This is a genomic window from Flavobacterium sp., from assembly GCF_035456225.1.
Lineage (GTDB): Bacteria > Bacteroidota > Bacteroidia > Flavobacteriales > Flavobacteriaceae > Flavobacterium.
In genome coordinates this window covers 1-13,189 of sequence record NZ_DATIDM010000169.1, presented here as the reverse complement: position 1 = coordinate 13,189, position 13,189 = coordinate 1, and the positions used below count along the sequence as shown (strand labels likewise).

At 37.4% G+C, this 13,189-nt stretch carries 14 protein-coding genes, 1 tRNA gene and 1 pseudogene; 4 read left to right on the top strand and 12 right to left on the bottom strand.

Translation table 11 applies throughout. From position 1 onward, the window contains the following. The 8 genes and pseudogenes from VLB74_RS10105 to tpx all read right to left on the bottom strand — a co-directional run. A pseudogene (locus VLB74_RS10105) lies at positions 1 to 204 on the bottom strand (Arm DNA-binding domain-containing protein); the annotation flags it as partial. Between the two features lie 188 nt (positions 205 to 392). Beyond that, positions 393 to 477 (bottom strand) — tRNA-Ser (locus tag VLB74_RS10100). Between the two features lie 158 nt (positions 478 to 635). Continuing rightward, positions 636 to 1,775 (bottom strand): 3,4-dihydroxy-2-butanone-4-phosphate synthase, encoded by a 1,140-nt coding sequence (ribB, locus tag VLB74_RS10095; RefSeq protein WP_325203335.1) that lies wholly within the window; start codon positions 1,773 to 1,775, stop codon positions 636 to 638. 1 nt (position 1,776) lies between these two features. After that, entirely contained in the window at positions 1,777 to 3,255 is a 1,479-nt protein-coding gene (locus VLB74_RS10090; RefSeq protein WP_325203334.1) for an LptF/LptG family permease, read from the bottom strand. Between the two features lie 7 nt (positions 3,256 to 3,262). Further along, positions 3,263 to 3,952 (bottom strand): outer membrane lipoprotein periplasmic chaperone LolA1, encoded by a 690-nt coding sequence (gene lolA1, locus VLB74_RS10085; RefSeq protein WP_414655597.1) that lies wholly within the window; start codon positions 3,950 to 3,952, stop codon positions 3,263 to 3,265. Next, on the bottom strand, positions 3,953 to 6,505 hold the full coding sequence (locus VLB74_RS10080) for a DNA translocase FtsK (protein WP_325203333.1): 2,553 nt from the start codon (positions 6,503 to 6,505) through the stop codon (positions 3,953 to 3,955). A 43-nt stretch (positions 6,506 to 6,548) separates the two neighbouring features. Next, complete coding sequence (locus VLB74_RS10075; RefSeq protein WP_325203332.1) at positions 6,549 to 6,923, bottom strand: diacylglycerol kinase family protein; 375 nt, start codon at positions 6,921 to 6,923, stop codon at positions 6,549 to 6,551. Continuing rightward, positions 6,923 to 7,420, bottom strand: a complete 498-nt coding sequence (gene tpx / locus VLB74_RS10070; protein ID WP_325203331.1) for a thiol peroxidase — start codon at positions 7,418 to 7,420, stop codon at positions 6,923 to 6,925. The genes VLB74_RS10075 and tpx overlap by 1 nt, the downstream gene beginning before the upstream one ends. A gap of 115 nt (positions 7,421 to 7,535) precedes the next feature. Here tpx and VLB74_RS10065 point away from each other — a divergent pair, with 115 nt between their 5' ends. Genes VLB74_RS10065 through arsB form a run of 4 tightly spaced genes read left to right on the top strand, consistent with a single transcriptional unit; the run spans position 7,536 to position 10,044 of the window. Further along, positions 7,536 to 7,859, top strand: a complete 324-nt coding sequence (locus VLB74_RS10065) for an ArsR/SmtB family transcription factor (RefSeq protein WP_325203330.1) — start codon at positions 7,536 to 7,538, stop codon at positions 7,857 to 7,859. Positions 7,860 to 7,877: 18 nt separating this feature from the next. Then, positions 7,878 to 8,348 carry a DUF6428 family protein gene (locus VLB74_RS10060; protein WP_325203329.1) on the top strand — a complete coding sequence of 157 codons (471 nt, stop codon included), beginning with the start codon at positions 7,878 to 7,880 and terminating at the stop codon, positions 8,346 to 8,348. A gap of 12 nt (positions 8,349 to 8,360) precedes the next feature. Beyond that, positions 8,361 to 8,993 carry an arsenate-mycothiol transferase ArsC gene (locus VLB74_RS10055; RefSeq protein ID WP_325203328.1) on the top strand — a complete coding sequence of 211 codons (633 nt, stop codon included), beginning with the start codon at positions 8,361 to 8,363 and terminating at the stop codon, positions 8,991 to 8,993. After that, positions 8,983 to 10,044 carry an ACR3 family arsenite efflux transporter gene (arsB, locus tag VLB74_RS10050; RefSeq protein WP_325203327.1) on the top strand — a complete coding sequence of 354 codons (1,062 nt, stop codon included), beginning with the start codon at positions 8,983 to 8,985 and terminating at the stop codon, positions 10,042 to 10,044. The genes VLB74_RS10055 and arsB overlap by 11 nt, the downstream gene beginning before the upstream one ends. 189 nt (positions 10,045 to 10,233) lie before the next feature. Here the strand turns inward: arsB and VLB74_RS10045 are convergent, their stop codons facing one another. The 4 genes from VLB74_RS10045 to VLB74_RS10030 form a co-directional block, all read right to left on the bottom strand. After that, entirely contained in the window at positions 10,234 to 11,985 is a 1,752-nt protein-coding gene (locus VLB74_RS10045) for an alpha/beta fold hydrolase (RefSeq protein ID WP_325203326.1), read from the bottom strand. Between the two features lie 145 nt (positions 11,986 to 12,130). Further along, entirely contained in the window at positions 12,131 to 12,388 is a 258-nt protein-coding gene (locus VLB74_RS10040) for a DUF6952 family protein (protein ID WP_023579269.1), read from the bottom strand. 2 nt (positions 12,389 to 12,390) lie between these two features. Further along, the gene (locus tag VLB74_RS10035) at positions 12,391 to 12,699 is read right to left on the bottom strand and encodes a thioredoxin family protein (protein WP_325203325.1); all 309 of its coding nucleotides are present in this window, start codon (positions 12,697 to 12,699) and stop codon (positions 12,391 to 12,393) included. Positions 12,700 to 12,775: 76 nt separating this feature from the next. Continuing rightward, on the bottom strand, positions 12,776 to 13,189 hold a 414-nt coding region (locus VLB74_RS10030; RefSeq protein WP_325203324.1), incomplete at its 5' end, for a redoxin domain-containing protein.

Genomic DNA, 13,189 nt, shown 5'->3' with positions numbered 1-13,189 from the left:
TTTGACTTCTTCAATATAAAGTCCGGTGCTTAGGTCGAAGCGTTGTCCATCGATGGTTACACGTTGGTAAATTGGCATTTGCCCCTGGGCATTGACTTTGGATTTTCTAAGATAGAAAAGGACTGTGATTCTTGTTTTCATTTTGGTAACCTTTAAGTTGATAATTAATTTACAATAATCGTCAACACAAGGCAAGATGTTCATTATGTGAACAGCTTATTTTACTGGGGTTAAGCCAAAATTCGGTGCACCGGTTTTTCTCATTTTGAAAGTGCACCGATTGTGCACCGATTTTTTGAGAAATCATGAATAATTTGGTTATTCGGTGAAAAGAAAAAACCCTTTAAACGTTGATGTTTAAAGGGTTTTGATTCATTTTGAGATTTACTCAGCGGAGAAAGAGGGATTCGAACCCCCGGACCTGTTACAGTCAACAGTTTTCAAGACTGCCGCAATCGACCACTCTGCCATTTCTCCAGTATGTCTCGCTTTACTTCCGTATTGCGAGTGCAAATATAGACGGTTTTTTTATTTCTGCAAACCTTTTTCGGCTAAAAAAATGAAATAAAATTCAATCTTTTTTTAATGTTCTCATTTCGTTTGTTTTACAAAATGAAAAAATTAAAAATATTTTTTTAGAACCCAACGTATTCGGTGATTTCAAGTCCGTATCCAATCATTCCGACACGTTTGGTTTGCGCCGAATTCGATAATAATCGGATTTTTGAAATATCCAAATCATGTAAAATTTGCGCACCGATTCCAAAATCTTTAATATCGATTTTAATTTGCGGGGCTCTGTGAACACCTTTTTCCTGTAATTCTTTTAATTCCGATAAACGACTTAATAAATCAGAAGCTTGAGTTTGGTGATTTATAAAAAGAATAGCTCCTTTTCCTTCCTCGTTGATACGTTTGAACATATCATCCAATTTCTTGTCGGCATCGTCATTTGTAAGCGTACCTAAAATATCATTGTTAATGTGCGTAGAATTAATACGGGTTAATATTGGTTCTCCGGCACTCCAACTTCCTTTTGTTAACGCGATATGTACTTGTTTGTTAGTGATTTGTAAATAGGCACGTAATCGAAAATCGCCAAAACGTGTTTGGATTTCGAAATCTTCTTTTTTATGGATCAAACTGTCATGTTGCATTCTGTAAGCAACCAAATCTTCAATCGAAACCAATTTCAGGTCTAATTTCTTTGCTACTTCAACCAATTGAGGTAAACGTGCCATCGTACCGTCATCGTTCATGATTTCGCAGATAACACCGGCAGGTCGGAAGCCAGCCAAACGTGCAAAATCAATAGCGGCTTCAGTGTGGCCAGTTCGTCTTAAAACACCTCCTTCTTTTGCGATAAGCGGGAATATATGTCCCGGGCGACCTAATTCGAACGGCTTTGTGTCCGGATTAACCAATGCTTCAACCGTTTTGGATCGGTCAGATGCAGAAATACCAGTGGTTACTCCGTTTCCTCTTAAATCAACAGAAACTGTAAAGGCCGTTTGCATCGGATCGGTATTATTGCCTACCATGGCATGCAGATCAAGTTCTTTACATCTTTTTTCCGTTAGGGGAGTACAGATAAGTCCTTTCCCGTATGTAGCCATGAAGTTTATCATTTCAGGGGTAACTTTATCAGCAGCGGCTAAAAAATCACCTTCGTTTTCACGATCTTCATCATCTACTACAATGATTACTTTTCCCTGACGGATATCTTCAATTGCCTCTTCAATAGTGTTGAGTTGTATTTTTTCAGTAGTTGACATTTTAATTTTCGTTTTTCTGATCTCCGGTATTGTCTTCGAGACCTGTTTTTTCTGTGTTGTTTAATGCTTTATTTATCAATTTTTGAACTGGTTCAATAATCCAGTCAAAATTAACCATCACACCAATATCGTTTGTAGCTCTGTATGTTAATGAGATTGCCAGTGGTGATAAAACCATTGCAGACATCCAACAGCCCAAAAATGGAGGAATACCATTCTCTTGCGCTACTTTTCTTCCGAAAGTGTTGATAAAGTGGAAAATGATGAATATTAATACGGCAAAGACAATTGGCAATCCCAATCCTCCTTTTCGAATGATAGCTCCCAATGGGGCTCCTATGAAAAACATAAGCAAACAAGAGAAGGCAACTACGAATTTTTCATGCAGTGCAATCCAGTGTTTGTTTATATTTTTTTTCTTTTCAAATAAATCGTTTTTATTGTTTTGAATTGAAAAATCAGTACTGGTAACATTATTCAGGGCCGATTCTAAAATCTGATTTCTTTCGCTTAACGAAAAAGTAGCCAAAACATCGTCACTGTTTTTGAATTTCCCGGAAGAATTAAAAGGCTTGGGTTTCAGTGTGAATTCAATTCCTTGAGATATATTTTCAGTAAATGAAACCATATCTTTTTTATAGCTTTTCTGAAGTGAATCAATTGTAAAATTCAATTCACTTACATTAAGCATGGTATTTGTGTTTACGATTTCACCTTCTGCCTGGCTTTTATTTAGGTTTGTAAGGTCAATGTTTATTGTATATTTCTTAAAAGAAGCTTTAGCGAAAGGAAATTTTCGCTGATCTTCATATTTTTTAGGGTAAACGTCCTCGTAATAAAAGCCATCAATCAAATCCAGTTTAAGGATGTTTGATCCTTCTTCACTTTTAAGAATCCCTTTTTTTGCTTTTATGACGGTCTTGTTTCCGAAGCCTTGTGCTGATTTAACGTGCATGGTAACACCTTCCAGCAATTCGCCGTTTTCTCCGGTTTTTTTGTCTACTTTAATGTTGGAATTTCCGATGGTGTTGAACTGTCCTTCAGCAATAGCCATGGCCGGTTTTGTCTGCAGAATGTCTTTTCGTAGATTGAGGAATTTGTATTCGGCTTTCGGAATTATGGTATTGGCGAAAAAGAATGCGGCAAAACTCAATAAAAAGATAAAAACGGTCAATGCTTTCATGGCTCTGCCTAAAGAAATTCCGGCCGACTTCATTGCAGCAAATTCATAATTTTCGGCAAAACTTCCGAAAGTCATAATGGAGGCCAACAGTATCGACAGCGGTAAAACTAAAGGAACAATTTTTGGCGAATAAAAAACAAGGAATTTAACGACTACCATGTAATCGAGGTTTTTACCGGCCAATTCAGAAATGAAAAGCCAGATTCCCTGTAAAATGAATATGAAAAAAAGAATTACAAATACCGAGGCAAATGTAGTCAGGAAGGATGTAAGAATGTAACGATCTAAAATTTTCACCCGAAATCTAGTCTAAATTATTGATGTAGTAATTAGGATATTTACTCTGGGTAAAGGTAAAATGATTTTTCGAAATAGGTTGATTAGTTTTAAAAGAATTAACAACGATGGTGGTTTTGGACCCGTTTTTATTCATTTCAATCAAATTATAGATGTTCTTTGTCTGCGCATCGATACCTAATAAAATTTCTTTTCGGTTGTCTTTCGGGTTTGTCGGAACCAATTTCACATACTGAATCTGTCGTCCTTTGATGTTTTGTAAAATATCCCAGGAATACTTGAATCCGGAATTAAAGAAGGTAAGCATTTTTGCCGGGGTCAATGTATTCGGATCGTTATCGTCGTGTTTGGAAATAGTGATTTCTTGGTCTTCCGGCACAATGGTGTAATTTTTCTTTCCGTCAAAAATTTTAGTCACTCCCATGAAATTCAAAACATACTGATTTCCTTTCATGGTAACATTTCCTTTGCTTTCCTGATCTACGTTTTGCTTTAAATTCTGCACCGAATAGCTGAAGTTAATTACGATATTATCGTAACTTTTTACTTTAGCGGTAACATCGTCCAACAGATCCTTGGCTTTTTGCGAATTCTGGGCGGTTACCGGAAAACACATAAATAAAGCAAAAACAAGTGTAATAATGGTTTTGCCAATAAATAGGGGAGTATTGTTATATAGGTGTATTTTAGATTTCATTTACATATTGTTTTGTTCATTAGCGAAAAAATGTTCCAGAGCTACTAGATCGGGAATATTAACGCTTCGTGCCTTACTGCCTTCAAACGGACCAACAATTCCGGCAGCTTCCAACTGATCGATTAGTCGGCCGGCCCGGTTGTAACCCAATTTTAATTTACGTTGCAGTAATGATGCAGAACCCTGTTGTGCCGTGACAATAATTTCGGCAGCTTCCCTGAACATAGAATCTCTTTCGGAAATATCTATATCAAGACTTATGCCACTTTCTTCGCCAATGTATTCCGGTAGGAAATAAGCATTAGGGTAAGCTTTTTGCGAACCGATGAATTCTGTGATTTTTTCAACTTCAGGCGTGTCCACGAAAGCACATTGTACACGGACGATATCGTTCCCTTGCGTATACAATAAATCTCCACGACCAATCAGCTGATCGGCACCACCAGTATCCAAAATTGTTCTTGAATCAATTTTTGAGGTAACACGGAAAGCAATTCGGGCCGGGAAATTCGCTTTGATCATACCCGTAATTACGTTTACCGAAGGACGCTGCGTAGCAATGATCAAGTGAATTCCGATAGCACGTGCCAGCTGCGCCAGACGGGCGATAGGTGTTTCCACTTCTTTTCCCGCAGTCATAATCAAATCGGCGAACTCATCCACCACCAACACAATGTAAGGTAAGAATTTGTGTCCGTTTTCCGGGTTCAGTTTGCGTTGTTTGAATTTCTCATTGTATTCCTTGATGTTACGAACCATGGCATCTTTAAGCAAAGAATAACGGTTGTCCATTTCGATACAAAGCGAGTTCAACGTGTTGATTACTTTTGTGTTATCGGTAATAATAGCGTCACCATCATCCGGAAGTTTTGCCAAATAATGTCTTTCTATTTTATTGAATAGGGTCAACTCAACCTTTTTAGGGTCAACCAAAACAAATTTTACTTCGGCAGGATGTTTTTTGTATAGTAATGAGGTAAGTACGGCATTCAATCCGACCGATTTACCCTGACCGGTTGCACCAGCCATTAACAAGTGAGGCATTTTGGCTAAATCCACTACGAAGGTTTCATTCGAGATGGTTTTACCTAAAGCAATCGGCAATTCCATTTCGGCAGTCTGGAACTTCGGAGAAGCAATCACGCTCTTCATGGAAACCATGGTCGGATTGTTGTTCGGAACTTCAATACCGATTGTTCCTTTGCCCGGAATAGGAGCAATGATACGAATACCCAAAGCTGCTAACGAAAGTGCGATATCGTCTTCCAGGTTTTTGATTTTTGAAATTCGGATACCTGCTTCCGGTACGATTTCATATAAGGTAACTGTCGGACCAACAGTGGCTTTGATTTGAGAAATTCCGATGTTGTAGTTTTTCAGTGTGTCTACGATTCGGTTTTTGTTTTCTTCCAATTCGGCCTGATTGATGGTAATTCCGCCAGATGAATATTCCTTTAAAAGCTCAATTGACGGGAATTGGTAATTGGACAGCTCCAAAGTAGGATCAAATTCGCCAAAATCCTGAACCAAACGCGCCGCTAAATTCTCCTCAACCGTAGTTTCTTCTTCGATTTTTTCAATGGTGAAGCTATCGTCATCCGTTTGTATGATTTCGGATTTTGGAACTTCAGGCACAATCGGGGTTACAGGAGGGATAACATGAGGAACTGCAACCGGAGGAACCGTTTTTAAAGTTATTTCCGAAGGATGTTCGATGGTTGGTTTTAAGGCTTCTTTATTTATTTCAAAAGATGAAGGGACTGTTTTCAATTCGATATTCGAAAGAATTTCATCATCTTCAGCATCGTTAAAATCCAGACTCGGATTTGAAGTTGGAACTTCTTCTTCCTCTATAAAATCATCACTGTCATCAATGTCGTTAACCAGTGGAGTAGGTGTGCTTATATTGTTTTCGGTAACATCTTTTCCTTCGTTTAATTCTTCTTCAAATGATCGGCTTCTGCTTTCGAAGAAGTTTTTAATTCCTTCCGTAGAAACCTTGATTTTCAAAATAAGATAAACGATAACTCCAAAAAGAAGTACCAGGAATGTTCCGGTTTTTCCGATATAATCCTGTGCGAAAAGATTCATCTCATAACCGATAACGCCTCCCAATTGCGGAATATAATCCCAGAAAAATCCACAAAGAATCGAAATGATCACCATGGCGAACATGTCCCAGAAAACAGAACTTTTCAATTTTGCCAATGAAATGTCAACAAGCATATAAGCTCCGGCTAAAAAGAATAGACGGACAAACAAAAATGAAGCGGCTCCGAATCCTTTATATAAAAAGAAATCAGACAGATAGGCTCCGAATTTCCCTAACCAGTTATAGGTTTTTTCGCTTCTGTCCGCGAACGAGCTAAGCGAACTTTGGTCGTAATCACCATAAATATAATAGGAAACGAATGAAAGCAGTAATGCAACCGCAAATAAAACAAGCAAAGCCCCAATAAGGACTTTGTTTCTGCGATTTAACTGCAAACGAGATTTTGGAGTTCCGTCGTTAGATTTTGATTCAGATGTTTCTTTTTTTGTTGTCTTCGCCATTTAGAATACAAAATTTGGTAAAAAATAGATAATCGCTTCTGAATTATATTATTCTTGGTAAATATATGATTAATCCGATTGCGATTGCAGACATTGCAGCGAAAAAAACAGCTCCCGCAGCAATATCTTTGATGAAACCGATGCGTTCATGGTAATCGGGATGAATAAAATCGGCAATTTTTTCAACAGCCGTATTCAAACCTTCGATACTTAATACCAAACCGAAAATCAGGACCTGAAACATCCATTCGGTTTGAGAAATATTAAAATAAAAACCGGCAACAATCATTAGTACAGCAATTGAGGATTGTACCATGACGCTGTGTTCGGTAGTAATCAATTTAATAGCGCCTTTTACGGCAAAACCGACACTTTTTAACCTTCCGGTAACGAAGGAATTATCTTTGTTGATTTCCATTAAAGTGCAGCTAAAGCTTTTTCGTAATTAGGTTCGTCAACGATATCCTCAACCTGTTCTGCGTGTTTCACCACTCCATTTTCATCCAAAACGATTACCGCACGGGAATGTAATCCGGTTAAAGGTCCGTCAGTAATGGTTAATCCGTAAGTTTCTCCGAAAGATCCGTCTCTGAAATCCGATAAGTTTACCACATTTTCCAAACCTTCTGCGCCACAAAAACGGTTTTGAGCGAATGGTAAATCACGTGAAATACACAATACTTTTGTGTTACTTAAGTTGCTTGCTGTTTCATTGAATTTACGAACCGAAGTAGCACAAGTGCTTGTATCGATGCTTGGGAATATGTTTAAAACCAATTTACTTCCTTTGAAATCGGTTAATGAAACCGTTGATAAATCAGTTTTTACTAAAGTGAAGTCTGATGCCTGAGTACCTATTTGAGGTAATGTACCTGTTGTATTTACAGGGTTTCCTTTCAATTTTATCTGAGCCATTTTTTGTTTTTTTAGAGTTTCAAAAGTAATGAATTTATTTGAGAATTAGTTTTTTGCTGAATTGCTTTTTTAATCCATTTGTTTATTGTAATATTGCAATATAAAAATATATGAAATGGGAGCTTCAAAATCAGAATTCTTTTCAGCGCAGCAAAACGAAATGGCGTCGTTATTTAAAGCTATTTCGCATCCGGCAAGAGTGGCTATAATAGAGTATCTTTTAAAGGTGGATTCATGTATTTGCGGTGATATCGTAAATGAATTACCATTAGCCCAACCTACGGTTTCCCAGCATCTGAAGGAATTGAAAAGTGTAGGAATCATTAAGGGAAATATTGAAGGAACCGCGATTTGTTATTGCTTAAATCCGGATACTATGAAAAAACTGGAAAATTATTTTTCAGGAATATCAAATAATCTAATTATGAAATGTTGTTAATTATGAAATACTGTAATTATGAGACTAGCAGAAATTAAAGAAGTATTGAAAACAATGGAAGCGGTAAACTTTCAATTGCCTGACGGAACTTTTGTTCCGGAACATTTTCATGTGACTGAAATAGGGGAGATTACAAAGAATTTTATCGACTGCGGAGGAACGGTTCGAAAAGAAACTGTGGTGAATTTTCAGTTGTGGGATGCCAATGATTATGATCATCGTTTAAAACCGCAAAAGTTGTCACACATTATCGAATTATCTGAAAAAGTATTGAATATTGGTGATAATGAAATCGAAGTGGAATACCAATCTGATACCATAGGGAAGTATGATCTGGATTTTAACGGGAAAGATTTTGTTCTGGTTGTTAAGAAAACGGCTTGTTTAGCCCAGGATCAATGCGGAGTGCCGAACGAAAAGATGAAAGTTTCTTTAAAAGATTTGCAGGAACAGTCATCCTGTTGCGCGCCAAATTCATCCTGTTGCTAAAAAGCGGATTTTATGAACAAATTGTTTGCCGATTTAGAAAATCAGATCAAGAGTTTTTCAGAAAACACGATTTCATCCGAAAGGAAAGAAATGCTTCAGCCGCTGATTGATTATATCCAATCGAAAATTGAAGCAAATCAGGTTGTTAAGTTGAATTTTATATGTACGCACAATTCCAGAAGAAGCCATTTGTCGCAAATTTGGGCGCAAACAATGGCTTTTTATTTCGGAATTAACAATGTGCAATGTTTTTCGGGCGGAACCGAAGCTACGGCGCTATTTCCGAAAGTAGCCGAAACATTGTCGAAGCAAGGATTTTCAGTTGGAGCATTGAGTGCAGAAGCCAATCCGGTTTACAGTATTAAGTTTTCGGATAATGAGCATCCGGTGATTGGTTTTTCAAAGGTATTTGACGCCGAATTCAATCCGAAATCTGGTTTTGCCGCGATTATGACCTGTTCGCAAGCGGATGAAGGCTGTCCGTTTATTGCTGGAGCCGAAAAACGTTTCCCGATTCGTTATGATGATCCGAAAGTATACGACAACACCAATTTACAAACCGAAAAATATTCAGAACGAAGCATTGAAATCGCTACCGAAATGAAGTATGTGTTTTCACAAATAAAGAAATACTATGTCAGCTAATAATTGTACACCAGCACTGGAACGAAAGAGATTAAGTTTTCTTGATAACTATTTGACTTTGTGGATATTTTTAGCCATGATTGGCGGAGTCACAATCGGTTATTTTATACCGTCAAGCAGTGGTTTTATTAATTCGTTTTCAAACGGAACTACCAATATCCCGCTTGCCATTGGTTTAATCCTGATGATGTATCCACCATTAGCGAAAGTTAACTATTCTAAAATGGGGGAAGTTTTCAAAAACTTCAAAGTACTTGGAGCATCGCTGTTTCTTAACTGGATTGTTGGTCCCGTCCTAATGTTTTTTCTGGCTGTTTTGTTTTTGAACGGGTATCCCGAATACATGATAGGTGTCATTCTTATCGGATTGGCAAGATGTATTGCCATGGTGGTGGTCTGGAACGATTTAGCCGAGGGCAACAGAGAGTATGGAGCCGGCCTGATAGCTTTAAACAGTATTTTTCAGGTGTTTCTTTACAGTGTTTATGCTTATTTGTTCATAACGGTATTGCCACCTGTTTTCGGTTTCAGCGGATTTGAAGTTAACGTCAGCATTGCCCAAATTGCGGAAAGTGTTGGAATTTATCTCGGAATCCCCTTTGCGTTAGGTGTCATCAGTCGCTATGCATTAATTCATTTTAAAGGCGAAGAATGGTTTCAAACGAAATACGTCCCTGTCATTTCACCAATAACTTTAATTGCCCTATTGTTTACGATTGTTCTGATGTTCAGTTTGAAAGGTGAATTGATCGTTCAGATTCCGATGGATGTTGTGCGGATTGCAATTCCTCTTGTGATTTATTTTGCTGTTATGTTTGTAGCCAGTTTCTTTATCGGAAAGTATTTTGGTGCCGATTATTCGAAATCCACTGCAATCGCCTTTACGGCAACCGGTAACAATTTTGAATTGGCAATCGCTGTAGCCATTGGGGTTTTCGGAATTAACAGCGGACAGGCATTTGCAGGCGTAATCGGTCCGTTAGTGGAAGTTCCTGCTTTAATTGCTTTGGTAAACCTTGCCTTTTGGTTTAGAAAAAAATATTTCAAATAAAATAAGTGCCCGTCTCCAAATTTAAAATAAAGGCTTACTGCTTAGAACACAGATTTCACGAATTTTCACATATTAGGCTGTAAAAATTTGTGAAATCTGTGTTGAATATTTTTAGAGAATCGGTTTAAATCCGCATTCCTCTTGAACTTGTTTTGAGACAGTAGCTCTTTTTTTAGTTTATTAAAAAATTTACTCTTTAACCACTTTAATAGTCTGATGGTTATTTCCGTTCTCAAGAACAATTAGATAAATTCCTTTCGAATAGTCAGACATATCGAGTGTATTTGATGTTATTGAGCTTTCAAATGATTTGACACCTAATTGCTGCCCTATAATGGAATATATAGTTGCTTTAGAAATACTTACGTTATCCAAGTGTAGTACGTCTTTTACCGGATTCGGATAAAAAATCATAGTGGCAAAATTGTTTTCCGGCGTTGTCAGTGTACTTGTGATAACAAAATTGTAAGGCGTCTGGTAGTTTGTGTTGGTTGGATTGGTGCTTGTAATTTTCAGAAAATAAGATCCAGGACTTAAAGTTCTCGTAAAGTTTAAATTGGATCCCGAGTTATTTTGTGCCGCTCCGATTGCGGTTCCTATATTGTCTAAAATGGTTGCGTTCATGCTGCTTGTAACAATAGTACTTACAGATACATTTGCAGTGATATTATCGGTTACAGTAAACTTATAATAGTCGTTATCAGCTCCTGTTGCTGCCTGAATTGTGGAATAACCGAAGTAGTTTTTATTTGTTGTTACATCATAAGCCAATTCTTTGAAATTAGACTCATCAAGACCTTGCATTATCTGATAATAATATCCTGGTAACTCGGTGTGATTTTCAATAATGTCATACCCTGAATTGAAATAAAAGACTTTGGTGGGGTAGGTTAATCCGGTTATATAGGTATCCATTTTTGAAGAAGGTTCTTCAACAACGCCATCAGTTGTAATGTTGGAGCCAAAAGCATTTGTAATCCGACCGATAACACTGGAAAAATCAATGAGGTTGTCGATAGGTTTCTGATTTAAACCCTGAATGGTTTCACCGATAATTCCGTTGCAATTAATGTCAACATTGTAAAAATCAGGAGTATGTGAATTGTCATTCATGTTTGATGAATTCTGAATCTCAACACCTCCAAAAAGAAAACGGCTTGGTTCACCACTGTAATAATAAGTTGCCTTTAGGTCCCTTATGGCTTCCGACTGTAAATCTGTTCCTATTAGTGATGCAATAATAGTAGTGTCGCTTGCATTGCTTCCTCCGTGTGGTGTTCCGATGGTTAATAACTTTGCCACATGATGTCTGTTATCCGCTTGCCAGTTGGATGGATTTTGAATGTACTCTCTTGATGCCAATCCGCCCATGCTGTGTCCTACCAAAATGACTTTGTCTTTTCCGGTTAACTGTAAAACACGTTCAACGGCTTTTTTAACCGCAGCACCTTGTTTTGCTACTGCCGATTGGTTGCTCAACACATCAGTATCGAATGAGCCGTCCACTTTGACATTAAAGTTGACATAGTAATAATCACCGTTGATGACCGAAGATTCGAAAGCGGCAATGTCCGCGCCCGGGAGAGGGTAAAAATTTTTGTTTGTGGTGGCATTGTTTCCGTCTGCATTCAAGCAGAAATCAAAGCGGCCGCCATAAGTATAACTGTATTGGGAATCGAAATAGTCTGTAGTTGTGTTCCAGGTTTCGGAACTGGAATTTAATCCGTGGATGAACAGAATCGGGTAAGGTAATTTACTCTCGAATGTTTTTCCGGCAAAATTTTCGGTGGGAGTCTTTAATGTGAAAATACTGTCGCCTATTTTTCCGTACAATTCATATTCTTTCGGACGGGGTTTGTACCCTGATTGTACATCCTGTGCGAAGGAAATATTTACAATTAACAGCGATAAAATACAAATAAAATAAGTAGTTTCTTTCATATATGCGTTAATTTAGAATAACGAATATATGATTATTTTGTTAAATTAATAGGAATGCATACTAAAAATATTCACTTTATTTAACGATATAATAAAAAAAGCCTTTCTTTTTAACAGAAAAGCTTTGGTGTTGCTAATAAAAAGGCTATTTATCAATGGAGCCCAAAACACGTTGCATAAAGGCATTAAGCGCTTCTTTTTTATCGGTTCCGTTTTTTACCATTTTGTTTACTTCCAGTGCGCCGTACATGTTGGAAATCAACTCACCGATAACATCCAGTTCTTCATCTTTTAATGACGGAACTTCGGTTAGGGCTTCCAATACTTCGATGGTTTCAACAATATAATCCTGATCGTTTTCTTCAATAAACTGCGTCAGATGTTTTATTACCGGTAATTTCATAGTTATATGATTTCATTAACCAATTCGGTTAAAACTTCTGCCTTATTGGTTTGTGTTTCGTTTACCAGTTTTCCGTTTACGAATGTGGCAAATGTTGGTAAATTGGAAACATTAGCCAGTTTTCTTGATTCCGGAGAATTTTCAGCATCCACTAAAACAAAAGCGATGTTTTCATTTTCTGTAGAAAGTCTTTTGAACTTCGGTTTCATGATTCGGCAGTTCCCGCACCATGAGGCAGAAAATTGCACTACCACTTTTTCGTTGGTGCCAACTATATTTTGAAGGGTGTCTTCGTTTAATTCTATTAACATGGCGTTTCTGATTTTTTAATTAAACCCCAAATCCCAAGTTTTATTGGAATTTGGAGTTTTGTATAGGTTTTTCTGATTAGTTTTTGCTTAAGTAAGCAGCAGTACTTAATCGGTCAGCTGTCATAGCTTCTTTTCCGTTTTCCCAGTTAGCAGGACAAACTTCACCTTTAGTCTGAACGTGAGTGTAAGCGTCGATTAAACGTAAGTACTCACCAACATTTCTTCCTAATGGCATGTCGTTTACACTTTCGTGGAAAATTTTTCCAGTCTCATCAATAAGATAAGTAGCTCTGTAAGTAACATTTGAACCTTCGATTAAATAATCACCAGTTTCTTCGTTGAATACTTCTTCTGCATCTAAAATGCCTAAAGCAGTAGATAAGTTTCTTGTTGTATCAGCCAACAATGGGTAAGTTACACCTTCGATTCCACCATTGTCTTTTGCTGTGTTTAACCATGCAAAGTGAACTTCGTTAGTGTCACAAGAAGC

What these genes read in the sequence shown, in the direction of transcription:
- VLB74_RS10040 (WP_023579269.1), bottom strand. Translation starts at nt 12,388, where the DNA reads ATGAAATTACCGGTAATAAAACATCTGACGCAGTTTATTGAAGAAAAC.
- VLB74_RS10065 (WP_325203330.1), top strand. Translation starts at nt 7,536, where the DNA reads ATGGGAGCTTCAAAATCAGAATTCTTTTCAGCGCAGCAAAACGAAATG.
- VLB74_RS10055 (WP_325203328.1), top strand. Translation starts at nt 8,361, where the DNA reads ATGAACAAATTGTTTGCCGATTTAGAAAATCAGATCAAGAGTTTTTCA.
- VLB74_RS10080 (WP_325203333.1), bottom strand. Translation starts at nt 6,505, where the DNA reads ATGGCGAAGACAACAAAAAAAGAAACATCTGAATCAAAATCTAACGAC.
- arsB (WP_325203327.1), top strand. Translation starts at nt 8,983, where the DNA reads ATGTCAGCTAATAATTGTACACCAGCACTGGAACGAAAGAGATTAAGT.
- ribB (WP_325203335.1), bottom strand. Translation starts at nt 1,775, where the DNA reads ATGTCAACTACTGAAAAAATACAACTCAACACTATTGAAGAGGCAATT.
- lolA1 (WP_414655597.1), bottom strand. Translation starts at nt 3,952, where the DNA reads ATGAAATCTAAAATACACCTATATAACAATACTCCCCTATTTATTGGC.
- VLB74_RS10035 (WP_325203325.1), bottom strand. Translation starts at nt 12,699, where the DNA reads ATGTTAATAGAATTAAACGAAGACACCCTTCAAAATATAGTTGGCACC.
- VLB74_RS10075 (WP_325203332.1), bottom strand. Translation starts at nt 6,923, where the DNA reads ATGGAAATCAACAAAGATAATTCCTTCGTTACCGGAAGGTTAAAAAGT.
- VLB74_RS10045 (WP_325203326.1), bottom strand. Translation starts at nt 11,985, where the DNA reads ATGAAAGAAACTACTTATTTTATTTGTATTTTATCGCTGTTAATTGTA.
- VLB74_RS10060 (WP_325203329.1), top strand. Translation starts at nt 7,878, where the DNA reads ATGAGACTAGCAGAAATTAAAGAAGTATTGAAAACAATGGAAGCGGTA.
- tpx (WP_325203331.1), bottom strand. Translation starts at nt 7,420, where the DNA reads ATGGCTCAGATAAAATTGAAAGGAAACCCTGTAAATACAACAGGTACA.